Below are 23660 nucleotides of genomic sequence, written 5' to 3'. Positions count from 1 at the left end.
CCCGGCCGTGGGACTGATCACCGGGCCCGTCCCGCCCGTATGACCCGTATCGAGACCTGGAGAAAGGCGGCTTCGTGGATCTGCTCGACATCGTGCTCGTGCTGGTGGCCCTCGCCTACGCGGCGGCCGGGTACCGGCGCGGACTGGTGGCCGGATGCGTGTCGCTGGCCGGGTTCGTGGGCGGCGCGGTCGTCGGCGTGTGGGCGCTGCCCTGGGTGACCGGGCTGGTGGCACGCGGTTCGGCGGCGGCGACGGTGCTGGCGATCCTGACGGTGCTGGTGCCCGGCATGGTGGGGCACGAGCTGGCCGGGCGGCTGGCGCTGCGGCTGCGCAGCGAGCTGGACCGCGAGGGCCGGGGCCCGCTGCGGGTGGCGGACGGCATCGGGGGCGCGGCGGCCAACGCGGCGGCGGTGCTGATCGTGGCCTGGGTCGCGGCGAGCGTGCTGGGCGCGGCCCCCTCGCAGACCCTGACCACACAGATCCGGAACTCGGCGCTGCTGGGCGCGGTGCAGGAGCGGATGCCGCAGACGACGCCCGCGTGGTTCTCCCGGGCCACGTCGGCGCTGACCGAGGCGGGGTTCCCGCAGGTCTTCAACCCGTTCGAGAACGAGTCGACGGCCCAGGTGGCGGAGCCGTCCGGGGACAGCGTCACGGCGGACGCGAAACGGGCGGCCCAGCGCAGCACGGTGAAGATCGAGGGTGCCTCCGGCAGCGAGGGCCGCGAGGGCAGCGGTTTCGTGTACGCGCCGGGGCATGTGATGACGAACGCGCACGTGGTGGCCGGCATCGACAGCCCGAGCGTGCGGGTCGGCGGCGTCGGCAGGTCGTACGGGGCGCGCGTGGTGCTCTTCGACCCGGACCGGGACGTCGCGGTGCTGTACGTGCCCGGGCTGCGCGCGCCGGTGCTGCGCTTCGACGGCGGCGCGCGGCGCGGGGACACGGCGGTGGTCGCGGGCTATCCGCAGGACGGCAACCTGAACCTCCAGGCGGCGACGGTGGCCAACCGGGTGCGGGCGACCGGCCAGAACATCTACAACGACCGGTCGGTCACGCGGGAGATCTACGCCATCCGTTCGAAGGTGCTGCCCGGCAACTCGGGCGGGCCGCTGCTGACCACGAAGGGCCGGGTGTTCGGCGTGGTCTTCGCCCGCTCCACCTCGGACACGGAGACGGGGTACGCGCTGACCGCGCAGGAGGTCGAGGACGACGCCTCGCGGGGCGCCAGGGCGACGACGGCGGTGGACACGGGCGAACTGGCGACCTCGTAGCGCCGGCCCGCGCGGGAGCGGGTGCGGGTGGAGCGCCCGGGAACACCTCGGCCGCTTTACCCGCTTCACGGGCCCGGGACCCGCATCCTGGGATCATGGAACATTCCCGAATCGCCGTGGCCGGCGCGTCCGGCCTGATCGGCAGTGCACTCGTACGGTCCCTGCGCGCGGACGGGCACGAGGTGGTCCGCCTGGTCCGGCGCGAGCCCCGCGGCGGGGACGAGGTCCGCTGGGACCCCGAGCGGGGCCGCGTGGACGCGCCGGGGCTGACCGGCTGCGACGTGGTGGTCAATCTGGCCGGGGCCGGGGTGGGCGACCGGCGCTGGACACCCGAGTACAAGCGGCTGATCCGCAGCAGCCGGGTGCTCGGCACCCGGACGCTGGCGGAGGCGGCGGCCTCGCTGCCCGAGCCGCCGCGGGTCTTCGTGAACGGCAGCGCGATCGGCTACTACGGCGACACCGGCGACCGGATCACGGACGAGGACTCCCCGGCCGGAGAGGGGTTCCTGCCCTCGGTGTGCGTGGAGTGGGAGGCGGCCGCGGCGCCGGTGCGGGAGGCGGGCGTGCGGACGGTGTTCGCGCGGACCGGGCTGGTGGTGGCCCGTGAGGGCGGCGCCTGGGGGCGGATGTTCCCGCTGTTCAAGGCGGGGCTCGGGGGACGGCTGGGCGACGGCCGGCAGTACTGGTCGTACATCTCCCTGGCCGACGAGGTCGCCGCGATCCGGCATCTCATCGAGCACGACACCCTGGTCGGGCCGTTCGACCTGACCGCCCCGGAGCCGCTGACCAACAGCGCGATCACCGAGGCGATGGGGAGGGTGCTGCACCGGCCGACGCCGTTCCCGGTGCCGGCCGCGGTGCTGCGGATGGCGCTGGGCGAGATGGCGGAGGACGTGCTGGGCAGCCAGCGGGTGGTGCCGAAGCGGCTGCTGGAGTCGGGGTTCGTCTTCACCCACCCCGGGATCGACCAGGCGATCCGCGCGGCCCTGGACTGAGCGCGCCGCCGCGCCCCCGCCGCACGGGCGGCGGGCGGCGGGCGGCGGCCGGCGCGGGAGGGGGTGGGCCGGGTGTGATGTGGCGAAGTACGAGGCGTAACTGAGAGACCGGCGAACACATGTGACCGTATGCGACCTCCATGCGACCGTGCTCTGTCGATGCGCGACTGTTACTGCCCGATCACCGACCTACCCTCGTGCCGAACCCGGGTATCCCCGGAGCCTGTTGGGGGCATGACGTCTCCACCGGCCGCGCAACCACAGGAGGGGCCTCGTGCTTGAGCCCGCGAACCAGGTGGACGTCGTCATCGTGGGAGCCGGGATCGCCGGACTCTCGGCGGCTCATCGGCTCACCAGCGCAGGAGTAACGACCGCAGTCCTGGAAGCCGCCCCTTACGCGGGCGGCCGCATGTCGACCGAGAAGGTGGACGGCTTCCGGCTCGACCGCATCGGACAGCTCATGTCCACGTCCTATCCCGAACTCCGCCTGACCCCGGGGCTCGGCTCACTCGCCCTGCGCCGCTTCGCGCCGGGCGTCCTGCTGCACCGCGACGGACGCAGGCACCGCACGGGCGCCCCGGCGGCCGGAGGGAGCGCGAGGGGCGCACTCCATGTGGCGCGCGCCTTGGCGAGCGCCCCCAGGGTCCCGGCCGGCTCCCCCGGGCGCGCGGGCGCGCCGGTGGGCGGCGCGCTGGACCACGCCCGGCTCGGCGCCGCGCTGGGCCGGATCGCCGCCACCCCGGTCGAACGGCTGCTGGCCCGCCCGGAGTCGCCCGCCGCGGAGGCCCTCGCGGCCCGCGGGGTGCCCGCCCGTACCATCGACGGCTTCCTGCGCCCGCTGCTCGCCGCGCTGCTGTGCGACCCCGGGCTGACCACGTCCAGCCGGTGCGCCGATCTGGCGCTGCACGCGTTCGCGAGCGGGCGGCTGTGCGTGCCGGAGGGGGGCGCCGAGGCGCTGCCCGAGCTGCTGGCCGCCTCGCTGCCGCCCGGCACCGTGCACACCGGGGTGCGGGTCACCTCGGTGTCGACGACCGCGGTGACCACCGCCGAGCACGGCGAGATCCGCTGCCGCGCGGTGCTGCTGGCGACCGACGCGCGGGCGGCGGCGGAGCTGCTGCCGGGCCTGCGGGTGCCGGACTTCCACCCCGTGACCGTGGTGCACCACACCACGGACGACGCGGGGCCCGCCCTCTCCACCGGCACCTCGCTGCTGCTCGACGCCGACCGGGGCGGTCCGGTCGCGCACACGGCGGTGCTCAGCAACGTCGACCCGAGCCGGGCGCCCGGCGGGCGCGTGCTGATCTCCTCGACGGTGCTGGGCACCCCGCCCGACGAGGTGGACACCGCCGTCCGCATCCATCTCTCCCGCCTCTACGGCACCTCCACGCGCCGCTGGGAGACCCTCGCCGTGCACCACACCCCGGAGGCCGTGCCCGCCATGCGGCCCCCGCACGATCTGCGCCGCCCGGTGCGGCTCCTGGCCGGGCTGTACGTCTGCGGCGACCACCGCGACACCAGCACCGTCCAGGGCGCCCTGCACTCGGCCCACCGCGCCGCCTCGGCCGTTCTGCGGGACCTGGGCGCGACGGGCTCGACGCACAGGTCCGACCCGCCCCAGAGGCTGCCCCGGGCCGCCTGACCCCGGCGCCCCCGCACAGGGGTCCGCCCGGCCGGCGGCCCCCCGCGGGTCCCGGCCGGCGGCACACACGAGACGTGCCGCCGGCCGGACAGCGGCGGGACCGGCCCGGGCACGGCACCGGCACCCGCACCCGCACCGGTCCAGGCGTCCCGGTCCAGGGACCGACCCAGGTACCGACCCAGGCGCCCGCCCAGGCGTCCGCTCAGGTCCGGGTGCCGGCGCGGGCGTCCGCGCTCAGCCCAGCGCGGCCACCTTGTCGCGGTATCCCCGCGCCGGGGCGGCGTCCTTGTAGGGCTCCAGCCGGCGCTCGAAGTCCCTGACGTACTCGACCGCGCGGACCGAGCGCATCTCGGCGGCCTGCGCGGCGGCCTCGGCCGCGAGGGCGCAGGCCTGGTCGAGCTCGCCGAGGCCGAGGCGGGCGGTGGCGAGCACGACGCGGCAGAAGAGACGGCTGCGGGCGTGGACCGGGGCGCGCAGTTGCAGGGAGCGCTCCGCGTGCTGGGCGGCGGCCCGGTACTGCTGGAGGTCCCGGTGGCAGTGCCCGAGCTCGTCGGCGAGCTGCCCCTCGTCGAAGAAGCGGGCCCAGTACGGCACCTCGTCCCCGGGCCGGGCCGCCTCCAGCGCGCGCTCGGCCCGCACCAGGGCGCCGGTGCACGCGCGGACCTCGCCGAGGACGCCGTGCGCCCGCGCCTCGGCCGCGTGCAGCAGCGCCTGCACGGCGGGCGGCGCGCCGGTGCCGATGCCCTGCTGCGCGACCCGGGCGAGCTGTACGGCCTCCCTGCCGTGCCCGAGGTAGACGGCCTGGCGGCTCATGGTGACCAGGACGTAGGAGCCGTAGGCCCGGTCCGCGGCGGCCTGCGCGAGCCGCAGGGCCTGGACGAAGTAGCGCTGGGCGAGCCCGTGCGCGGCGATGTCGTACGACGTCCACCCGGCGAGCCGGGTGAGGTCGGCGGCCGCGGCGAACAGGCGGCGGCCGGTCTGCTCGCCGTAGACGCCGCGCAGCATCGGCTCGCACTCGTGCTCCAGGTAGCGCACGAGGGCCTGGCGCGCGTGACCGCCGCCGTACTGGTCGTCGAGGGTGCGGAACAGCTCCCCGACCGAGCGCAGCGCGGCGATGTCGCCGCCGGTGACCCGGTGTCCCGGCACGCGCTGGGCGTGGCCTCCGGGGCGCGGCGGGAGCACCCCGGCGGGCGGGAACCGGTCCCCGGCCCCGGGCACCCCGGGCACCGGGCGGCCGGGCACGGGGCCGGCGCTCTCCCCGGGGGTGCCGGGGCGCCCCTGCGCGGGCACCCGGTTCAGGGCCTCGCGGGCCACCTTGTCGTCGGGCCGGCCGATCAGCCAGTCGCGGCTGGGCACCACGAGGCCCGCCGGGGTGAAGGCGATCTTGCGCAGCTCGGCGTGGCTGCCGGAGTCCTTGCGCCACAGCCCGCCGACGATGTCGACGGCCTCCTCCGGGGTGGCCGCGAACTCCAGCCCGGCGTACACCGGCGCGCACGCGTCCAGCCCGAGGTCCTGCGCCGTGAGCCGGCGTCCCAGCCTGCGGGTGAAGACCTCGGCGATGAGGGCGGGGGTGGTCCCCCGCGGCTGCTGCCCGCGCAGCCAGCGGGTGACGGATGTCTTGTCGTATCTGAGGTCCAGGCCGTGCTCCAGACCGAGCTGGTCGACGCGACGGGCCAGTCCCGCGTTGGAGAAACCCGCCTCTGCGATGAGCACGGCGAGCTGGCGATTGGGGGTGCGCTGCGCGGGTCGGTCCGTCATCTGCGGTGCGGTCTCCTGCCTACCAGGCCTCTGAGGTGCCGGGATTGCCTGTGAGCAGCCCTTTTGGCCTCACGAACGGCGCGAATGTAGCGGAGAGTGAGCAGGCCGTCGCAGGCTTCGACATGCATTCATCCGATCGTGTGAGGATTGCCCGCGCGGCTGACGTACTCCGGTCGGACGTACAGTGGCGTGGGCGCGCGACGCGCCTGACACGCCCGTCCCGGGGCGACCGGGGGCGGACACGGATGCCAAGGGAGGCGCTTGCCGTGAGTGAGCTGCGGTTCGTCCGTATGGGGTTCGGCGCGGACGCCGTCGAGTACCAGCAGGCGTGGGACGAACAGCGCCGGGTGCACGCGGCCCGGTTCACCGACGAGGTCCCCGACACCGTGCTGCTCCTGGAGCACCCCCCGGTGTACACGGCGGGCCGGCGTACCGCGGACAGCGAGCGGCCCCTGGACGGGACCCCCGTCGTCGACGTGGACCGCGGCGGCAAGATCACCTGGCACGGCCCCGGCCAGCTCGTCGGCTACCCGATCCAGAAGCTCCCGCGCCCGGTGGACGTCGTCGCGCACGTGCGCCGCCTGGAGGAGGCGCTGATCCGCACCTGTGCGGAGTTCGGCCTGGAGACCACCCGGGTCGAGGGCCGCAGCGGCGTCTGGGTGCTCGGCGACCCGGTCGAGACGCGTCCGGCGCTCGGCGGTCTGTCCCTGGACCTCGACCCGCGGCTGCACGACGAGGAGTTCGACCCCCGGATGAACGGTCCGGAGTACGCCCCCTCCAACGCCGGCCAGCGCCGCGAGGACCGCAAGATCGCCGCGATCGGCATCCGGGTCGCCAAGGGCGTCACCATGCACGGCTTCGCGCTGAACGTGAACCCGGACAACCGCTGGTTCGACCGGATCATCCCGTGCGGCATCCGTGACGCGGGCGTCGCCTCCCTGGCCGGCGAGCTGGGCCGGGACGTCACGATCGAGGAGGTCCTGCCGGTGATCGAGCGGCACCTGCGGGACGTGCTGGAGAACGCGGAGCCCAAGCCGCGTGTGATCGAGAAGACCTCCGCCTGATCCGGGGAATGCGCCCTGCGTCTGTGGGGTTGGCCTCCTCGGCAGAGCTCAGTCAGCACGGGCGTACCCTGGTGTACGCCGAAGAATCGAAGAGTACGCAACGCACTCAGCAGGGAGCCGGTCGTGTCCGCAGTCGCACCCGACGGACGCAAGATGCTGCGCCTGGAGGTCCGCAACAGCCAGACCCCCATCGAGCGCAAGCCCGAGTGGATCAAGACCCGGGCGAAAATGGGTCCCGAGTACACGAAGATGCAGAACCTCGTGAAGGGCGAGGGCCTGCACACGGTGTGCCAGGAGGCCGGCTGCCCCAACATCTACGAGTGCTGGGAGGACCGCGAGGCCACCTTCCTCATCGGCGGCGACCAGTGCACCCGGCGCTGTGACTTCTGCCAGATCGACACCGGCAAGCCCGAGGCGCTGGACCGCGACGAGCCGCGCCGCGTCGGCGAGTCCGTGGTCACCATGGACCTGAACTACGCCACCATCACCGGCGTCGCCCGCGACGACCTGGAGGACGGCGGCGCCTGGCTGTACGCCGAGACCGTCCGCCAGATCCACGCGCAGACGGCGGGCCGCGAGGGCGGCCGTACCAAGGTGGAGCTGCTGGCCCCCGACTTCAACGCGGTCCCCGAGCAGCTGGCCGAGGTCTTCGGCTCCCGCCCCGAGGTCTTCGCCCACAACGTCGAGACGGTGCCCCGGATCTTCAAGCGGATCCGCCCCGGCTTCCGCTACGAGCGTTCGCTGAAGGTCATCACCGACGCCCGCGACTTCGGCCTGGTCACCAAGTCCAACCTGATCCTCGGCATGGGCGAGACCCGCGAGGAGGTCAGCGAGGCGCTCCAGCAGCTGCACGACGCGGGCTGCGAGCTGATCACCATCACGCAGTACCTGCGCCCCTCGCTGCGCCACCACCCCGTAGAGCGCTGGGTGAAGCCGCACGAGTTCGTGGAGCTGAAGGAGGAGGCCGAGGAGATCGGCTTCTCCGGTGTGATGTCGGGCCCGCTGGTGCGGTCCTCCTACCGCGCCGGCCGCCTCTACCAGATGGCCGTCGAGAAGCGCGGCGACTACATCGCCTCCCAGGCGGTCTGAACCGGCGCCAGCCAAGCGTGTGAATTCACGCACAAGTCACTACCGGCCGGTATTGGCCGAGTTCGCGCGGTCCTGACCGTCGCCCCTGATGAGGGCGACCGTCAGGGCCGCGTCCGCGTCCGGGGGTGCCACGTCAGGGCTTCATCGACGTTTGACCGGTCGGTCACGCACTGGTAACACCGAACAGTGAGGCTGGAATCACGTCCCGCACACCCTTACCTGGGGAGGTCCACGACCATGCAGGCCGCGCCCGTTCGCGCCACCGCCATCCCGTCCTTCACCGACGCCGTCCGCGCCGTCGAGTCGCTGCTGATGAGCGGCGGCCAGCGCACCGCCCGCCGCAACGCCTGGACCTCCGTACTGGAGGACCGCCGCCGCGCCAAGGACCGGGTCGAGGCGCAGCACGTCCTCGACCGGGCCGCCCGGGCCGCCACGCGCCCCTGACCCGGCTCCGCCCTCGTCCCCCGTCTCCGCCCTTCTCCAGCCGCCTCGAACCGGCTCCTTCGGCCGCCCGCTCCGCTCCGCCGGCCCGACCGGGCACTGCCGTCGTCGGCGCTCCCGGGGGCACGTAGACTTCCAGACATGGCGAGGAAGGAAACAGCGGCGGACGCCGCTAACGCAGGGCGACTGAAGCAGATCGCTCTCACGTACAAGATGACCCGGAAGGCCGACAAGACGATCGGTCTTGTTCTCGCGGCCGTCGGCATCGGCACGTTCGGTGTCTTCCTCGCGATCGGCTTCTTGATCGGTCACCCGTGGTACCTCGGCGTCCTGGGCGTGCTGCTCGGTCTGCTGGCCACGGCGATCGTGTTCGGCCGCAGGGCCGAGCGGGCCGCGTTCGGTCAGATGGAGGGCCAGCCGGGCGCAGCCGCGGCCGTGCTCGACAACATCGGCCGGGGCTGGACCACCACCCCCGCGGTCGCGATGAACCGCAGCCAGGACGTGGTGCACCGCGCGGTCGGCAAGGCCGGCATCGTGCTGGTCGCCGAGGGCAACCCGAACCGGGTGAAGAGCCTGCTGGCGGCCGAGAAGAAGAAGATGAGCCGCATCGTGACGGACGTGCCCGTGCACGACGTCATCGTGGGCGACGGCGACGGCCAGATCGCGCTGAAGAAGCTGCGCACCACCATGCTGAAGTACCCGCGCGTGCTGACCGGCCCGCAGGTGACCACGACCAACGACCGGCTGCGCGCCCTGGGCGACCTGATGAGCAACATGCCGGTGCCGAAGGGCCCGATGCCCAAGGGCATGCGGATGCCGAAGGGCGGCGGCAAGGCCCGCTGACCCGCTCCGCGCACATACGACGACGGGGCGCCCGGATTCCTGATCCGGGCGCCCCGTCGTCGTATGTGCGGTCGGCGTCGCCGTGGGCGCGGCCGTCCACGCCGCTCCGTACGCGGGGCGCCACCCGCGAGCGGGTCCACCGGGGTGAATGCCGGAGGCCCACCGGAGGGTGAACGTCAGATACGGACCTCGACGGTCTTCGCGAGCCGGTCGTGCAGGCCGCGGCCGTCCCGGTCCCAGACCAGGGCGGGGATGGCGAGGCAGAGCAGCACCGTGCGCAGCAGGGCGCGGGCGGGGTTCACGACGCCGGTCCGCAGGTCCACGACCCGGACGCCGAAGAGGCGCTTGCCCGGGGTGAAGCCGAGGGTGCCGACCGTCAGGACGCTCATCACGAAGAAGACGAGCAGCGCCCAGTTGCTGGTGGCGGGGCTGTTGCCGTGCGTGATCAGGCCGTATGCGATCAGGACGCACAGCCCCCAGTCCACGGCGAGCGCGCCGAGCCGCCGGCCGGGGCGGGCGATCGAGTTCGGGCCCTCCTCCGGCAGACCGAGCTGCTCGCCCCGGTAGCCGAAGTCCGCACCCGCGTCTTCCATGGCCGCGCGCGGCCCGGAGAGCCATGATCCGATTGCTTGCCTGTTGTCCACCGCTCCACGGTACTGCGCCCGGTTTCGGGCGAAGCGCGGAGGGGTGTGTCGGAGCTAGGGTGGACGGGTAGCCGGTTAACTTCTGCGAAACAAACGGGTCACGCTCGAGAAACCACCCGTCCCTAGGGTCGGGCACGAGCGTGTGCCACCGCACTGGCCGCACGAACGATCTACCACCCCGGCGCCGACGGTCGGGAGTAGGAGGAGCTGGATGTTCCAGAACGCCGACGAGGCCAAGAAGTTCATCGCGGACGAGGACGTCAAGTTCGTCGACGTCAGGTTCTGCGACCTGCCGGGCGTCATGCAGCACTTCACGGTGCCCGTCGATGCGTTCGACCCGGACGAGGAGCTGGCCTTCGACGGATCCTCGATCCGCGGTTTCCAGGCCATCCACGAGTCCGACATGGCGCTGCGCGCCGACCTGTCGACGGCCCGGATCGACCCGTTCCGTCGCGACAAGACGCTGAACATCAACTTCTTCATCCACGACCCGATCACGGGCGAGCAGTACTCCCGTGACCCGCGCAACGTGGCCCGGAAGGCGGAGGCGTACCTCGCGTCCACCGGTATCGCCGACACCGCGTACTTCGGCCCCGAGGCCGAGTTCTACGTGTTCGACAGCGTGCGCTTCAAGACCGCCGAGAACGAGGCGTTCTACCACATCGACTCCGAGGCCGGCGCCTGGAACACCGGCGCGCTCGAGGACAACCGCGGTTACAAGGTCCGCTACAAGGGCGGCTACTTCCCGGTCCCGCCGGTCGACCACTTCGCCGACCTGCGCGCCGAGATCTCCCTGGAGCTTGAGCGGTCCGGCCTGAAGGTCGAGCGCCAGCACCACGAGGTGGGCACCGCCGGCCAGGCCGAGATCAACTACAAGTTCAACACGCTGCTCGCCGCGGCCGACGACCTCCAGCTCTTCAAGTACATCGTGAAGAACGTGGCCTGGCGCAACGGCAAGACCGCGACCTTCATGCCGAAGCCGATCTTCGGCGACAACGGCTCGGGCATGCACGTCCACCAGTCGCTGTGGGCGGGCGGCGCGCCGCTCTTCTACGACGAGGCCGGTTACGCGGGCCTGTCGGACATGGCCCGCTACTACATCGGCGGCATCCTCAAGCACGCCCCGTCGCTGCTGGCGTTCACCAACCCGACGGTGAACTCCTACCACCGTCTGGTGCCGGGCTTCGAGGCGCCGATCAACCTGGTGTACTCGCAGCGCAACCGCTCCGCGGCCATGCGTATCCCGATCACCGGCTCGAACCCGAAGGCCAAGCGCGTCGAGTTCCGCGCCCCGGACTCCTCCGGCAACCCGTACCTGGCCTTCTCCGCGCTGCTCCTCGCGGGCCTGGACGGCGTCAAGAACAAGATCGAGCCGGCCGAGCCGATCGACAAGGACCTGTACGAGCTGGCTCCGGAGGAGCACGCGAACGTCGCCCAGGTCCCGACCTCCCTCGGCGCGGTCCTCGACCGCCTGGAGGGCGACCACGAGTTCCTCCTCCAGGGCGACGTCTTCACGCCCGACCTGATCGAGACGTGGATCGACTACAAGCGCAGCAACGAGATCGCCCCCCTCCAGCTGCGCCCGCACCCGCACGAGTTCGAGCTGTACTACGACGTGTGACGAAGCCGCCCGGCTCGGTGCCGGGCGGTAGGTGGCATGGCGGAGGGCCGTCACCCGGATCCGATCCGGGTGACGGCCCTCCGGCCTTCTTCCGCGCTCCGGCATGCCGCTTCGCGGCTGTCAGGGCACCACGACGACCACCACGGGGCTGCTGTTGAAGCCGTAGCCGTAGTTGAAGCCGGTGTTGAAGCCGTAGCCGCCGAAGCCGTAGCCGTAGCCGCCGAAGCCGCGGCCGCAGTTCCAGCCGCCGCCGTAGCATCCGCGGTTGGTGCTGACCTGGTTCGGCGTGGACGCCGAGGCCGTGGCGGCCGTGGCGACGGTGGCGCCGCCCGCCAGCAGCACGCCGACGGCGGAGAGCGCCGCGAGGCGCCTAGCACGCTGTGCGTTCATGGACGTACCTTCCTTCCACCCCTCGTGCGGTTGGCCCTGCACGATTCGGATGGCCGCGACCTCGGAGTGAGAAGTCCGGCGCGGTCACAGGTCTGGCCGCCTGGATCACCAGGAGCGGAGCTGTCGGAGCTGTCGGTCGATTTCCATGGTGGGCGGGGGTGGCGTCCGGCTCTGGGCGCACCCTCGCACTGCGGCTCTCCTCCGATGCTAGGTGACCCCCGCCCGCTCAGCATCCGGAGCGGATCAGGCCCCCGGGGAGCCCGTACGGTCAGGGGTGCAACCTTCCGAGCCCGTCGGGCTTCCTATTCTCGGGAGACCGTCGTCACCGTGCTGTGCCGGACCGGGAGAGGCCGACAGGGAATGACTGAACAGAACGACTGGGAGCGGGAGTTCGACCACAGGTGGGCGGCGTCCGCGACACACAAGGAGCCTTCCGCGCGGGCCCGCATGCTCGCCGCCCGCTGGCGGGAGAACCCGCCGGACCCCCTGCCTTTCCGGGCCGACCCGGACCGGGTCGCGTCCCGCAGGTCCCGGTGGGTGTCGGTGGCCGTCGTCATCGGCTGCGTGGCCGTCGTCATCCTCCTCCTCGGCTGGACACGACTGGGCCCCCAGCGCTGACCACGCCTCGGCTCCGCCCGGCCCGGCCCGCCGTGTGCCGGGTCCGCCGTGTGCCGGGTCCGCCGCGTGCCGGGTCCGCCGCGTGCCGGGTCCGCCGCGTGCCCGGCCCGCCGCGTGCCCGGCCCGCCGCGTGCCGGGTCCGCCCGGCTCGACCCAGCCCGGCCCGGCCCGGCCCGGCCCGGCGAGTGGAGCACACCCGCCGGCGCACCCCCGCCGCGTCCGCGCACACGGTGGACTCGGCAGGATTCTGCCGGAGACCTCGGCGAGGGGCCGGCGGCGGCGGTGGGAGCGGATGTGGAAGAGGACCTCAGGCAGGGAGCGGGGGCGGCGCTGCGGCTCGCGGAGGGCGCGGCCCTGGACGAAGCGATCGACACGGACGACCCGGCCTCCTGGCCGGCGTTCGACGAGGGGGTGCGATGCGGGTGGTCCGTCCCTCCGTACGACGGACCGGCGTGGGAGCGGACGGAGGGCGGCCGCGCGCTGATGCGCACCCTGCGCGACGGCGCCCCGCTCACCGGGGCGTGGCTCGCCCTGGCCCTGTGCCACAGCAACGGCCGGATCCGGGGCGCGGCGCTGGAGCGGGCGGCCGGGCGGCCGGCGCTGCTGCCGCTGATCGTCCTGCGATGTGCGGACTGGGCGCGGCCGGTACGGGAACGTGCCCGTGAGCTGCTCGTCGCCTCGCTGGACGTGGAGGCGGCCGTCCGGGTCGCCCCGCTGCTGCTGCGCGTCGGGGGGCGGAGCCGTGGCGGCTTCGGGGTCGCTCTCCTGACCGGCCTGCTGTCGGGCGCCTCCCCCGAGCGGGCGGCGCCGCTGCTGACCGACCGGGACCGGACGGTACGGCGTTTCGCGTACCGTCTGGCCATGGCGCGCGGGAGTCTCTCCCCCGCCGAACTGGCCCGGGCCGCCGCCCGTGACGACGACGCCGTCGTGCAGATGCTGTGCGCGGACGCCGCGCTCGCCGCCGTGGACGAGGAGAGCGCGCCCGAGGTGCTCCGGGCGCTGCTCGGTGCCCGGAGTCCCCGGGCCCGTTCGGCCGGGGTGACCGCGCTGCGCCGTTTCGGGGGGCCGGAGGGAGCCTCGCCTGACGCGGCGGCGGGCGCCGGGGAACGGGCGCCGGATTTCCTGGCGGACCGGTCCGCGCCGGTGCGGGCGTGCGCGCGCTACGTCGTACGGCAGCACGGGGCGGATCCGCTGCTCTGGTACCGGGAGCGGTGCGCGGACCCCGCGGATCCGGCGCTGCCGCCGGGTGCCGTCATCGGGCTGGCCGAGTGCGGGCAGCGCGCGGACGCCGACGTGCTCCGGCCGCTGCTGGACCACCAGGTGCCGGGGGTGCGGGCGAAGGCGGTGGCCGGACTGCGCGCGCTGGACGTGACGGACGTGGCGCGACTGCGGCGGCTGCTGGACGATCCGGCGCCCGGGGTGGTCGGGGAGGCGACGCTCTCGCTGCTGCCGTCTGCCGGGGTGCTGCCGGAGGACTGGCTGCTGCGGCGGCTGGACCCGGAACGGCCGCGGTGGGTGCGGGTGTCGGCATGCAGGCTGCTGCACGCGCACGGTGACATCGCCGGGCTGCGGGCGGCCGTCGTCCTGCTCGGTGACGCCGACGAACGGCTGCGGACCCGGGCCGCGCTGACCGTACGGCGGGTGCGGGTGTGGGGGTCGGCGAGCTGGTCCGATCCCCGCATCACGGAACTCCTCGCGGAGGCGGACCGGGCGGAGGCGGACCGGGCCGCGGCGGACCGGGTGGAGGCGGACAGGGCCCAGGCGGACCGCGCCGAGCTGAACCGGGCCTAGGCGGACCGGGCGCGGGCGGACCGGGCCGAGGCTGCCGATACGGCCGACGCGGGTCGGCGCGGGTCGGCGCGGCGGGCTGCCGGGAGCCGGGTGCGAGGCGCGCGGGGTGCCCCAGCCGACGGGGGTCGGCGCGACGGACTGCCGGGAGCCGGGCGCGGGGCGCGCGGGGCGCCCCAGCCGACGGGGGTCGGCGCGACGGCCGCCGTGGTGGAGCCGGGCGCGGGGCGGGCGGGGCGCGGGGGGTGTTTTACCGGGGCCAGGGCGGTTCGGGGGGTGTTCATGGGGGTCGGGGAGCTGTTCGCCGGAGTCGGCGGGTGCACACTGGACAGCGGGACGAGTGCGTGACTGCGGGGTGATGCGAGATGCAGAGCCGCTTGAGGAGCGACCGGCGGCTGACCGTGCGGATGACGGTCACCATGTTTCTGCTCGGGCTGCTGTACGTGGCCTTCGTCGCGGCGCTGATCGTGCTGCTGAAGTCCTGGCTGCTGGTCGTGATCCTGGTGGGCGCCATGTTCGTGGCGCAGTTCTGGTTCTCCGACCGGATCGCCATGTTCGCCATGCACGGGCGGGTCGTGGAGCGGGAGGAGTACCCCGAACTGCACGCGGTGGTCGACCGGCTGTGCGCGATCGCCGACATGCCCAAGCCGGTGGTCGCCGTGTCCACCATGGACATGCCGAACGCGTTCGCGACCGGCCGCAATCCCGACCACGCCGTGGTCTGCGTGACCACGGGCCTGCTGCGGCGCCTGGACCCGGCGGAGCTGGAGGGCGTGCTCGCGCACGAGCTGTCGCACGTGGCGCACAAGGACGTCGCGGTGATCACGGTCGCCTCGTTCCTGGGAGTGATCGCCGGGCTGATCGTCCGGTTCGCCTTCTACTCGCAGCTCCTCGGCGGCGGCCGCCGCGACCAGAACACCGCGGCGGTCTTCGCCATCGTGATCGGCGTCTCCGCGGCCGTGTACGCGATCAGCTTCCTGCTGATCAGGGCGCTGTCGCGGTACCGGGAGCTGGCGGCGGACCGGGCCGCGGCGCATCTGACGGGACGGCCCTCGGCGCTGGCGTCCGCGCTGACCAAGGTCACCGGGGAGATCGCCCGGATCCCCACCAAGGACCTGCGCACCGCGCAGGCCTTCAACGCCTTCTACTTCACCCCGGCGACCGGCAAGGAGCCCGGCATCGAGCGGTTCTTCTCCACCCACCCGACCCTCCAGCAGCGGCTCGACCAGCTGGGGCGGATCTCGGCGGAGCTGGGCGAGGCGGCGCGGCCGGGGAAGGCGGACTGAACATGGGGCTGCTGGACATCCTGCTGGGCAGGACGAAGCCGGTCGCGCCCGATCTGGACCAGCTGTTCGCGCTGCCCTCGGCGGCGATCACCCTCCAGGCGGCGGCCGGCTTCACCCCGACCGGGGTGGGCGCGGTGTGCTTCGCCACGGTCGAGGGCGCGGCCTTCGAGCAGACCCACCGGGAGGTCCAGGCCCTGCTGGACGCCGACGCCGAACGCACCGGCCCGCCGGTGGAACTGTGCCAGGACGGCTACGGCTACTCCTGGCTGGTCTCCCGGCGGACCCCGGAGCAACTGCCCCAGCTGGTCAACGATCTGCACGCGGTGAACAGTTCGATGGAGGTCAACGGGTTCGGCCCGCAGCTGCTGTGCTCGCTGGCGGCCTTCGAGGACGAGCGGGGACGGCACCTGGGGCTCGTGTACCTGTACAAGAGGGGTACGTTCTACCCCTTCGCCCCGCTGTCCGGCACGGGCGAGCGGCGGGACAACCCGCTGGAGCTCCAGGTGCAGTCGATGCTGGCGAGCGACCTCAGGATCGAGCAGGACCTCGGCCGCTGGTTCCCCGTGTGGGGCGCCCCCGGCCTGTGACCCCGGGGCTCCGGGAACAGGCGCGGAGGTCCGGGCACGGAACGTACCCGGACCCCCCCCGCGCCTCACCCGCCCTTCCCTCGCTCCTGCCGCCGCGCCTCGTGGGGACGCTCGCGCCGGTAGCGGCGTTCCCACCGGGCCTGGCGGTCCCGGCGCTCGCGGTAGGCCCGGTAGGAGTCGGGCGCGGCTCCCGGTCCGGGGGCCGGAGGCGGGGGCGCGGGTGGCCCGGCGGGCGAGCCCCGGCCGTGTTCCGCGTACAGGTAGAGCAGCGCGCCGGCGGCGAGCCACCAGAGGTGGTGCCCGAATCCGAGGATCACCAGGACGACGGTCCCGGTGAAGGCGATGCCACGCATGACGGACCTCCGTCGAGTGATGTCGAGTGATGGGGTGCGGAAGAATGAAGGGCCTGCTCGCTCACCGTAGGGGTACGGTCACCCTGAGTGCATCGCATTTTCCGGCGCGGCTCCGGCTGTGAATGAATGGCCGCATGGGTGAACTCTCCTGCGCGTACGACGACTTCACGCACGTCCACGACGGCGAGCGGCTCAGCGCGGTGAGCGCCGGCCCGCGCGGACGGGCCACGGTCGTCCTGCTGCACGGCGCCGGCATCGGCAGCAAGGCCCGACTGCGGCCGCTGCTCGGCGAGTTCGCCGCCCAGGGCTGCCACGCCCTGGCCCTCGACTTCTCGGGGCACGGCGAAAGCACCGGAGAACTGGCCGAGTTGAGCCTGCGCAGACGGTTCGAGCAGGCGGTCGCGGTCATCGACGCGTACGCCCCGGCGGAGGATCCGCTGGTCCTGGCCGGGTTCAGCATGAGCGGGCAGACGGTGGCGGATCTCGCGGGGCACTACGGGCGGCGGGTGATCGCGCTGGGCCTGTGCGCGCCCGCGGTGTACGCGCCGGAGGCCTGGGACGTGCCCTTCGGCGACGGTGACGGACGGTTCAGCGAGATCATCCGCACGCCAGGCGGCTGGCGGGACTCGGCCGCGCTGGCGACGCTGCGGTCGTACGAGGGCCGGGCGGTGCTGGCGGTGCCGGGCACGGACGCGGTCGTCCCGCCGGAGGTGACGGAGGCCGTCGAGGACGCGCTGTCGGCGCGCGCACAGTACACGCGCCACGAAGTCCCCGCCGCGGACCACCGGTTGGGCGAATGGTTCCGTGAACACGCCGACGACCGCCGGGAGTGGGTCACGGCCCTGCTGGACGGGCTGGAGGACGACGGCTGGGCGGCCACCGGCCGCTGGGTGGCCGGACAGCTCCCGCCGGGCCGTACGGTCGCCCGGTCCCGATTCCTGAGCGGGGGCTGGTCGTCGCAGATGCGTGGGCTCACCCTCGACGACGGGGAGGAACTGGTGCTGCGCATGTTCGTGAAGCCGTTCTTCCGCCGGCACGCCCCGGGGCTGCTGGCCCGGGAGGCGTCCGTGCTGAGACTGCTCGCGGAGCGGGACGGCGTACCCGCACCGGCACTGGTCGCCGTGGACGCGGACGGCGGACACGGCGACCGTCCCGGCCTGTTGATGACCAGGCTGCCGGGCCGGGTGCGCGTGGACGAGGAGGACCCCGGAACACTCGGCCGGCGCCTGGACCTGCTGGCCGCCCAGCTGGTCCGGATCCACGCGGTCGACCCCGCACGGGAACGCCCGCGCGTGTACGAGGCGTGGACGTCGCCCGAGCGGGTGCGCACCGCGCCGGGGCGCCTGTGGGAGCGGGCGGTGGCGGTGATCCGCCGCGACCCGCCGCCGTACCGGGGCCGCTTCCTGCACCGGGACTACCACCCGGGGAACGTGCTGTTCACCGGGGCGGGCGACGGGCTGCGGATCAGCGGGGTCGTCGACTGGGTCGAGACGTCCTGGGGTCCGGCCGACCTCGACGTCGCCCACTGCGCCACCGCGCTGGCCCTGCTGCACGGCCCCGGACACGGTCTGGCCTTCCGGGACCGGTACGAGGAACAGGGCGGCCGGGGGCTCGCGGACGGCCGGGACCACCTGTACTGGCGGCTGCTCGACACCCTGGCCTACTGCCCCGACGCCGACCGGCTGGCCGGCCCCTGGCGCGAGCTGGGCCGCACGGACCTGACACCGCGGGTGCTGGCGGACCGCCTGGAGGCTTACGTGGCCGGGCTGCTGGAGCGGTACGACCACGCGTGAGGGCCGGAGCGGCCCGGTGGCCGGAGGGGCGGCGCGAGCCCGGCACCCCGCACCGGGCGCCCCGCACCTGCCACCGAGCCACCGAGCCACCGAGCCACCGAGCCACCGAGCCAGGATCGCGGCCCCGTTCAGGGCCGGCGCGGGGGCCCGGGGTGCGGCAGCCCCCGGACAGAGCCCGAGCGCGGCGCCGGACACCCGCACCACACCCCGGACCCCGCGCCGCGCCGGCGCGTCCCCCCGCCGGCGCCTCCGCTCAGCGCGAGTACCGCATCAGCGCCCGCACCATGTGGCAGGTGGTGCGGGACGGCGGGTGGATGCCGACCTCCTCGGCCGCGCCGCGGATCGCCTCGTCGTGGGCCTGGTCGGGCAGGTAGATCCCCGAGTCGAGCAGGGCTATGGCCAGGCGCATGGCCTTCAGCCGCCGGTTGTGCGTGACGTACCACTCGCGCGGTCGCCCGGCGGGCAGCCGGCGCTTCACCGCCGGTGTGTAGGGGGAGTCGGACGGCACGGATCGCTTGGCGGTCGACTGGGTCGGCAACGGCTTGTTCTTCAGGGCGGCAGCGGGCACGGGCATCCTCCTGTCGCGGTCAGGGCGTCCACCGGAAGCCCCGGCGACACCCTCGAACACTGCTCCCAGTCTACCGCCGGGCACTGACATCCAGACAGTGCGCGCGACCCTCGAATGCCCAGGTGGGACAGGGAATTCGCCGCCCGGCACAGCAGTCGCAGGAGGGGCGTGTGAGGCGGCGGAAAATCGAACAGCCGGCCTCGCGCGCCGGACCGCCCGCTACCGTGGGCGGCATGGAAATCTGGATCAACCCGGCGTGTTCGAAGTGCCGCAGCGCCATCAGCCTCCTGGACGCCGAGGGCGCCGAGTACACCGTCCGCCGCTACCTGGAGGACGTACCGAGCGAGGCGGAGATCAGGGCCGTACTGGAACGGCTCGGACTGGAGCCGTGGGACATCACCCGGACCCGGGAGGCGGACGCCGAGGAGCTCGGCCTGAGGGAATGGGCGCGGGACGCCGGCGCCAGGGACCGCTGGATCACGGCCCTCGCCGAGCACCCCCGGCTCATCCAGCGCCCCATCATCACCGCCGAGGACGGAACGGCCCTGGTGGCCCGCACCGACGAGGCGGTGACGGAGGCGATCGCCCGCGGCAAGAACTGAACGGGCGCCGGACCAAGGTCAACTCGACTGTGACACAGGTTACTTGGATGTTGCGGGCGAACCACTGAGCAACCTTGTTCGGCTCCTCGTACATAGCGGCGTACGCTCCCCTACCTCTTCAGGAGGCGCGCATGTCGCGCAGGCGAACCCTCGGCACGAAGAAGAAGGTCGCGCTGTTCGTGACCGCCGCGGCGGTGGCGGGCGGCGGGGCCTTCGCACTGGCCGCCACCTCGAACGCCGCGCCGAGTCCGCAGAACGCGAAGACGCTGTCGGCCGCGGACTCGACCGTCTGCCAGGGGCTGGCGACGGCCCTCGGCAACAACCAGAAGTTCATCGCGGACCAGAAGGCGAACCCGGACGCGCAGTCGTCGGCGCGGATCGCCAACCGCGAGGCGGTCATCGCCCAGATCAAGGTCCAGCAGCAGGCGTCCGGCTGCGCCGTTGGGGAGTCGGCTCAGGGCTCCCAGGCGGCACAGGGCGGCGCCGGACAGCAGGGCAACGCGCAGGGCAACCAGCAGGGCAACGCCCAGGCCGGTGCCCAGCAGGGCAACCAGCAGGCGGGAGGCGGCAAGCAGGCCGGAGGCGCCCAGCAGGGTGCGCCGGCGGGCAACGCCGGCGGCGCCGCCGCGGCCTCCGGGCAGCAGGTGTGCAACGGCTCGACCGTCACGCTCTCCGGCGAGGCCGGCGCACCGGCCGCGTCCAGCAACCAGTTCCCGGCCGGCACCACGCTGAAGGTCACCAACCTGGACAACAACAAGTCCACGACGGTCAAGGTCACCTCGGTCTCCGGCAGTTGTGTCCTGCTCAACAACGCGGCCTTCGAACAGGTCCGCGAGCCGGGCAAGTTCCTCATCCGCCGAGCCGTGATCGAGAAGGTGGGGTGAGGCCAGGGAAACCGACGGAGAACCGGTGAGAGAGCGGACCGGTCCGACGGACGGGTCCGCACCCCCCTGACGGGGTCTTGCGGTCCTGCTGTTCGCGGCCACGAACGGCAGGACCGGCGCGGCCGGGCACGCCGCCTTGCACCCGGCGCGACACGGGACCGGATGCAGGAGGAACAGGCGGCGCGCCCGGCCGTACGGCTGCCGAGTGAGACGCGCCACAGAACCCCCAGGTAACACGGCGTTCACATAAGGGCAACGACCGGGAAATTGCAGGTTGGGACTCTGCCGGGCAGATCGACGCGGCGCCCGGCGCCGCGGCCGCCCCACCCGGAGGATGAGACCGCGTGACCTTCAAGGCCGAGTACATCTGGATCGACGGCACCCGGCCGACGGCCAAGCTCCGTTCCAAGACGAAGATCATCACGGACGCTCCGGCCGGTCTCGACGCGCTTCCCGTCTGGGGCTTCGACGGCTCCTCCACCAGCCAGGCCGAGGGCCACGCCTCGGACCGCGTGCTCAAGCCGGTCTTCACCTGCCCGGACCCGATCCGCGGCGGCGACGACATCCTGGTGCTCTGCGAGGTCCTGGACATCGACATGACGCCGCACGCGTCCAACACGCGTGCCGCGCTGGCCGAGGTCTCCGAGCGGTTCGCCGCCCAGGAGTCGATCTTCGGCATCGAGCAGGAGTACACCTTCTTCGACGGCCCCCGCCCGCTCGGCTTCCCCGAGGGCGGCTTCCCGGCCCCGCAGGGCGGCTACTACTGCGGTGTCGGCGCCGACGAGATCTTCGGCCGCGAGATCGTCGAGGCCCACCTCGACAACTGCCTGAAGGCGGGCCTGGGCATCTCCGGCATCAACGCCGAGGTCATGCCCGGCCAGTGGGAGTTCCAGGTCGGCCCGCTCTCCCCGCTGGAGGTCTCCGACCAGCTGTGGGTGGCCCGCTGGCTGCTGTACCGCACCGCCGAGGACTTCGGCATCTCCGCCACCCTCGACCCCAAGCCGGTCAAGGGCGACTGGAACGGCGCGGGCGCGCACACCAACTTCTCCACCAAGGCCATGCGTGAGGGCTACGACGCCATCATCACCGCCTGCGAGTCCCTCGGTGAGGGCTCCAAGCCGATGGACCACGTCAAGAACTACGGCGCCGGCATCGACGACCGCCTGACCGGCCTGCACGAGACCGCCCCGTGGAACGAGTACTCCTACGGCGTCTCCGACCGCGGCGCCTCGGTGCGTATCCCGTGGCAGGTCGAGAAGGACGGCAAGGGCTACATCGAGGACCGCCGTCCGAACGCCAACGTCGACCCCTACGTCGTGACCCGTCTCATCGTCGACACCTGCTGCTCCGCCCTGGAGAAGGCCGGCCAGGTCTGATCCGCGCCGCGGCTCACCGTGAGGGGGCGTCCACCGTCGGGGTGGGCGCCCCCTCGCGTCGTCGGCGGAGCATGGCAAGGTGAGGCCATGGAGAACGACGAGGCCCTGGCCGTCAAGGTTCTGACGGAGTACGGGCAGATGTACGAGCACCCCTCGGCGCGGACGCTGGCGGAGCTGACGGAGCGGATCGGGGACACCTTCGACCGCATGCTGATACTCCAGCGGATCCCCGACGTGCCGGACGTGTTCGCGCAGGTCTGGCACGAGGAGGGCGGTGACTACCGGCTGGAGCACCGCCGCGGCGACGAGGAGTTCTCCGGCGCGAACCTCACCGACCCCGCCCGGGTGGCGGAGCTGCTGGCCGGCTGGGCGGGCGGGCGGGACGGCTGGGACCGCGGCGTGGCCTGGAGGCCGGTGGACCTCGGTCCGCGCCCGGAGGTGCCGCCGCTCCCCGACGACGTGCGCGAGCAGGTCGAGGAGCGGGTCCGGCTGGTGCTGCGCTGCGGGTACGACACCCGGAGCACGGCGACGGAGGCCGCGGTCGACCACCTCGCCGACGGGGACGAGCGGCCCGTCTCGCCGGAGCAGGCGCGGGAGCTGGTGGACCGGCTGTGGCGGGAGCGGCTGGCCGAGCAGGAGACCTGGCAGGGGGTCACCGATCCGGAGCGGCTCGCGCTCGCCTTCGGGGCGCTGCGGGAGACCGGCATCCGGGCCCGGGAGGACTTCACCTGCTGCAGCGCCTGCGGGATGGCGGAGATCGGCGCGGAGCGCGGGGACCTCAGGGGCTTCGTGTTCTTCCACCGGGAGGGCACGGAGGCCGCCGCCGACGGTCACGGACTGCGCCTGTACTACGGCGCGTTCGACGGGCTGGGCGAGACGACCACGGCCGTCGGGCAGGAGACCGTCGCCGCTCTGGAGGCGGCCGGTCTGTCCGCGATGTGGGACGGAAATCCGGCCAGGGCGATCGAGCTCACGCCGCTGACCTGGCACCGGCGCCTGGTGGGCTGAGCCGGGGCGCGGCGGTTTCACGCCGCGGGAGCGTCCGAGCAGTGAGAGGAGACTGCTGCCGGGGGCCCGTGTCTGCTTCAATGGGCGTATGGCCAGCTTCCAGAACCTCACCTCGGCAGGTCGCCATGACCTCGAGCCGTTCTGGCCTTCCCGTCAGCACCACGACTTCGACCGGGTGTGTTGCCGCGCGAGGAACGCGCGGGCCCTCTAAAGCCGTACACCCCCGGCCTTCGGCCAGCGCGAACGACGAACGTCCCGGCGTTCCCGACCACGAGTCAGGGCCGTCGCCCCGCCCGACGAACTCCTCGCGCGAAAGAGCTGACCTCTCATGGCGACCACTCGTTCCCTCTCCCCCGTTCCCGCCGCCTCCACCTCCCCGCTCCCGGCCGCGGCTCCGGCCGCCGGTGCCCGGCACCGGCTGCGCGCCGTCGACCGGGACGAGGAGTGGGCCGTCCCCCGCCCCGGCACGGCCGGGGGCCCGGGTCACGAGGTGACGGGCTTCCTCCCGCCGGGCGCCACCTGGCTCCCGGCGCCCCAGCACACCGTGCCCGTCCTGCCCGGCCGCCCGCCGATGGTCGGTTACCTGGTGCTGGTGCCGGCCGGCCAGCAGCCCCCGTTCCTCGCGCCCCCGGGCCCGGACCGGGTTCCCGGCCGGGACCCGGAAGCGGAGCACCCGGTGGCCGCGGCGGACCCCGCGGCCGCGCCGGCCGACGGCACCCCGCCGCTGGTGCGGATCGACCCCGTGCGGCGCACCGCCGACGTCGACGGCCGCGAACTCGACCTCACCTACCTGGAGTTCGAGCTGCTCTCCCATCTGGTCGCCCACCCCCACCGGGTGCACACCCGGGACCAGCTGGTCTCCACGGTGTGGGGCTACGGCCACGTCGGCGACGGCCGTACCGTCGACGTCCACATCGCCCGGCTGCGCCGCAAGCTGGGTGCCCCGTACCGGCAGACGATCCAGACCGTGCGCCGCGTCGGCTACAAGTACACGCCTCCGACCGCGCGTTGACGGCTCTGCCCTGAGCAGATCCCCGTGCCGCGC

At 73.5% G+C, this 23660-nt stretch carries 23 protein-coding genes; 18 read left to right on the top strand and 5 right to left on the bottom strand.

Annotated elements, in window-relative coordinates; genetic code table 11:
* Positions 1-74: 74 nt before the first annotated feature.
* From ACIPRD_RS20175 to ACIPRD_RS20165, 3 genes are all read left to right on the top strand, one after another.
* A complete protein-coding gene (locus tag ACIPRD_RS20175) occupies positions 75-1268 on the top strand; it encodes a MarP family serine protease (protein ID WP_356398266.1) in 1194 nt (397 codons plus the stop codon).
* A gap of 95 nt (positions 1269-1363) precedes the next feature.
* Positions 1364-2263 carry a TIGR01777 family oxidoreductase gene (locus ACIPRD_RS20170; RefSeq protein WP_401564738.1) on the top strand — a complete coding sequence of 300 codons (900 nt, stop codon included), beginning with the start codon at positions 1364-1366 and terminating at the stop codon, positions 2261-2263.
* A gap of 274 nt (positions 2264-2537) precedes the next feature.
* The gene (locus ACIPRD_RS20165) at positions 2538-3902 is read left to right on the top strand and encodes an NAD(P)/FAD-dependent oxidoreductase (protein WP_401564735.1); all 1365 of its coding nucleotides are present in this window, start codon (positions 2538-2540) and stop codon (positions 3900-3902) included.
* A gap of 234 nt (positions 3903-4136) precedes the next feature.
* On the opposite strand, the gene ACIPRD_RS20160 is transcribed toward ACIPRD_RS20165, so the two are convergent.
* Complete coding sequence (locus ACIPRD_RS20160) at positions 4137-5660, bottom strand: regulator (protein WP_356398257.1); 1524 nt, start codon at positions 5658-5660, stop codon at positions 4137-4139.
* A 266-nt stretch (positions 5661-5926) separates the two neighbouring features.
* On the opposite strand from ACIPRD_RS20160, the gene lipB reads away from it, so the two are divergent.
* The 4 genes from lipB to ACIPRD_RS20140 all read left to right on the top strand — a co-directional run bounded on the left by lipB (position 5927) and on the right by ACIPRD_RS20140 (position 9097).
* Positions 5927-6724, top strand: a complete 798-nt coding sequence (gene lipB, locus ACIPRD_RS20155) for a lipoyl(octanoyl) transferase LipB (RefSeq protein ID WP_401564732.1) — start codon at positions 5927-5929, stop codon at positions 6722-6724.
* A 123-nt stretch (positions 6725-6847) separates the two neighbouring features.
* The gene (gene lipA, locus ACIPRD_RS20150) at positions 6848-7813 is read left to right on the top strand and encodes a lipoyl synthase (protein ID WP_356398251.1); all 966 of its coding nucleotides are present in this window, start codon (positions 6848-6850) and stop codon (positions 7811-7813) included.
* A gap of 237 nt (positions 7814-8050) precedes the next feature.
* Positions 8051-8257 (top strand): hypothetical protein, encoded by a 207-nt coding sequence (locus ACIPRD_RS20145; protein ID WP_356398248.1) that lies wholly within the window; start codon positions 8051-8053, stop codon positions 8255-8257.
* Positions 8258-8395: 138 nt separating this feature from the next.
* Positions 8396-9097 carry a DUF4191 domain-containing protein gene (locus ACIPRD_RS20140; RefSeq protein WP_356398245.1) on the top strand — a complete coding sequence of 234 codons (702 nt, stop codon included), beginning with the start codon at positions 8396-8398 and terminating at the stop codon, positions 9095-9097.
* A gap of 176 nt (positions 9098-9273) precedes the next feature.
* On the opposite strand, the gene ACIPRD_RS20135 is transcribed toward ACIPRD_RS20140, so the two are convergent.
* Positions 9274-9741, bottom strand: coding sequence for an RDD family protein (locus ACIPRD_RS20135; RefSeq protein ID WP_356398242.1), 468 nt, complete (start codon positions 9739-9741; stop codon positions 9274-9276).
* A gap of 211 nt (positions 9742-9952) precedes the next feature.
* Here ACIPRD_RS20135 and glnA point away from each other — a divergent pair, with 211 nt between their 5' ends.
* Entirely contained in the window at positions 9953-11362 is a 1410-nt protein-coding gene (gene glnA / locus ACIPRD_RS20130; protein WP_356398241.1) for a type I glutamate--ammonia ligase, read from the top strand.
* Positions 11363-11482: 120 nt separating this feature from the next.
* Here the strand turns inward: glnA and ACIPRD_RS20125 are convergent, their stop codons facing one another.
* The gene (locus tag ACIPRD_RS20125) at positions 11483-11752 is read right to left on the bottom strand and encodes a hypothetical protein (protein ID WP_356398238.1); all 270 of its coding nucleotides are present in this window, start codon (positions 11750-11752) and stop codon (positions 11483-11485) included.
* A 360-nt stretch (positions 11753-12112) separates the two neighbouring features.
* On the opposite strand from ACIPRD_RS20125, the gene ACIPRD_RS20120 reads away from it, so the two are divergent.
* The 4 genes from ACIPRD_RS20120 to ACIPRD_RS20105 all read left to right on the top strand — a co-directional run bounded on the left by ACIPRD_RS20120 (position 12113) and on the right by ACIPRD_RS20105 (position 16031).
* A complete protein-coding gene (locus ACIPRD_RS20120) occupies positions 12113-12370 on the top strand; it encodes a hypothetical protein (RefSeq protein ID WP_401564726.1) in 258 nt (85 codons plus the stop codon).
* Positions 12371-12664: 294 nt separating this feature from the next.
* Positions 12665-14161, top strand: coding sequence for a hypothetical protein (locus ACIPRD_RS20115; protein WP_401564723.1), 1497 nt, complete (start codon positions 12665-12667; stop codon positions 14159-14161).
* Positions 14162-14523: 362 nt separating this feature from the next.
* Positions 14524-15444 carry a zinc metalloprotease HtpX gene (htpX, locus tag ACIPRD_RS20110; RefSeq protein WP_356398229.1) on the top strand — a complete coding sequence of 307 codons (921 nt, stop codon included), beginning with the start codon at positions 14524-14526 and terminating at the stop codon, positions 15442-15444.
* Positions 15445-15446: 2 nt separating this feature from the next.
* Positions 15447-16031 (top strand): hypothetical protein, encoded by a 585-nt coding sequence (locus tag ACIPRD_RS20105; RefSeq protein WP_401564720.1) that lies wholly within the window; start codon positions 15447-15449, stop codon positions 16029-16031.
* A 65-nt stretch (positions 16032-16096) separates the two neighbouring features.
* Here ACIPRD_RS20105 and ACIPRD_RS20100 read toward each other — a convergent pair whose 3' ends face one another.
* Complete coding sequence (locus tag ACIPRD_RS20100) at positions 16097-16384, bottom strand: hypothetical protein (RefSeq protein WP_401564718.1); 288 nt, start codon at positions 16382-16384, stop codon at positions 16097-16099.
* A 134-nt stretch (positions 16385-16518) separates the two neighbouring features.
* On the opposite strand from ACIPRD_RS20100, the gene ACIPRD_RS20095 reads away from it, so the two are divergent.
* Positions 16519-18177, top strand: coding sequence for a phosphotransferase (locus tag ACIPRD_RS20095; RefSeq protein ID WP_401564716.1), 1659 nt, complete (start codon positions 16519-16521; stop codon positions 18175-18177).
* A 253-nt stretch (positions 18178-18430) separates the two neighbouring features.
* Here the strand turns inward: ACIPRD_RS20095 and ACIPRD_RS20090 are convergent, their stop codons facing one another.
* A complete protein-coding gene (locus ACIPRD_RS20090) occupies positions 18431-18751 on the bottom strand; it encodes a hypothetical protein (RefSeq protein ID WP_401564715.1) in 321 nt (106 codons plus the stop codon).
* Positions 18752-18978: 227 nt separating this feature from the next.
* On the opposite strand from ACIPRD_RS20090, the gene ACIPRD_RS20085 reads away from it, so the two are divergent.
* The 5 genes from ACIPRD_RS20085 (at position 18979) to ACIPRD_RS20065 (ending at position 23627) form a co-directional block, all read left to right on the top strand.
* Positions 18979-19347, top strand: coding sequence for an ArsC/Spx/MgsR family protein (locus tag ACIPRD_RS20085; protein ID WP_401564713.1), 369 nt, complete (start codon positions 18979-18981; stop codon positions 19345-19347).
* Between the two features lie 131 nt (positions 19348-19478).
* Positions 19479-20231, top strand: a complete 753-nt coding sequence (locus ACIPRD_RS20080; RefSeq protein ID WP_356398213.1) for a hypothetical protein — start codon at positions 19479-19481, stop codon at positions 20229-20231.
* A 344-nt stretch (positions 20232-20575) separates the two neighbouring features.
* Positions 20576-21607 (top strand): glutamine synthetase, encoded by a 1032-nt coding sequence (gene glnII, locus ACIPRD_RS20075; RefSeq protein WP_356398210.1) that lies wholly within the window; start codon positions 20576-20578, stop codon positions 21605-21607.
* Positions 21608-21694: 87 nt separating this feature from the next.
* On the top strand, positions 21695-22615 hold the full coding sequence (locus ACIPRD_RS20070) for a DUF6891 domain-containing protein (RefSeq protein ID WP_356398208.1): 921 nt from the start codon (positions 21695-21697) through the stop codon (positions 22613-22615).
* 328 nt (positions 22616-22943) lie between these two features.
* Positions 22944-23627 carry a winged helix-turn-helix domain-containing protein gene (locus ACIPRD_RS20065; protein WP_401564710.1) on the top strand — a complete coding sequence of 228 codons (684 nt, stop codon included), beginning with the start codon at positions 22944-22946 and terminating at the stop codon, positions 23625-23627.
* The last annotated feature ends 33 nt before the right edge of the window (positions 23628-23660 follow it).

Origin of the sequence: Streptomyces sp. NPDC090108 (genome assembly GCF_044747185.1) — a bacterium.
Taxonomy (GTDB): Bacteria; Actinomycetota; Actinomycetes; order Streptomycetales; family Streptomycetaceae; genus Streptomyces.
This window is presented reverse-complemented; position numbering and strand designations above follow the sequence as displayed.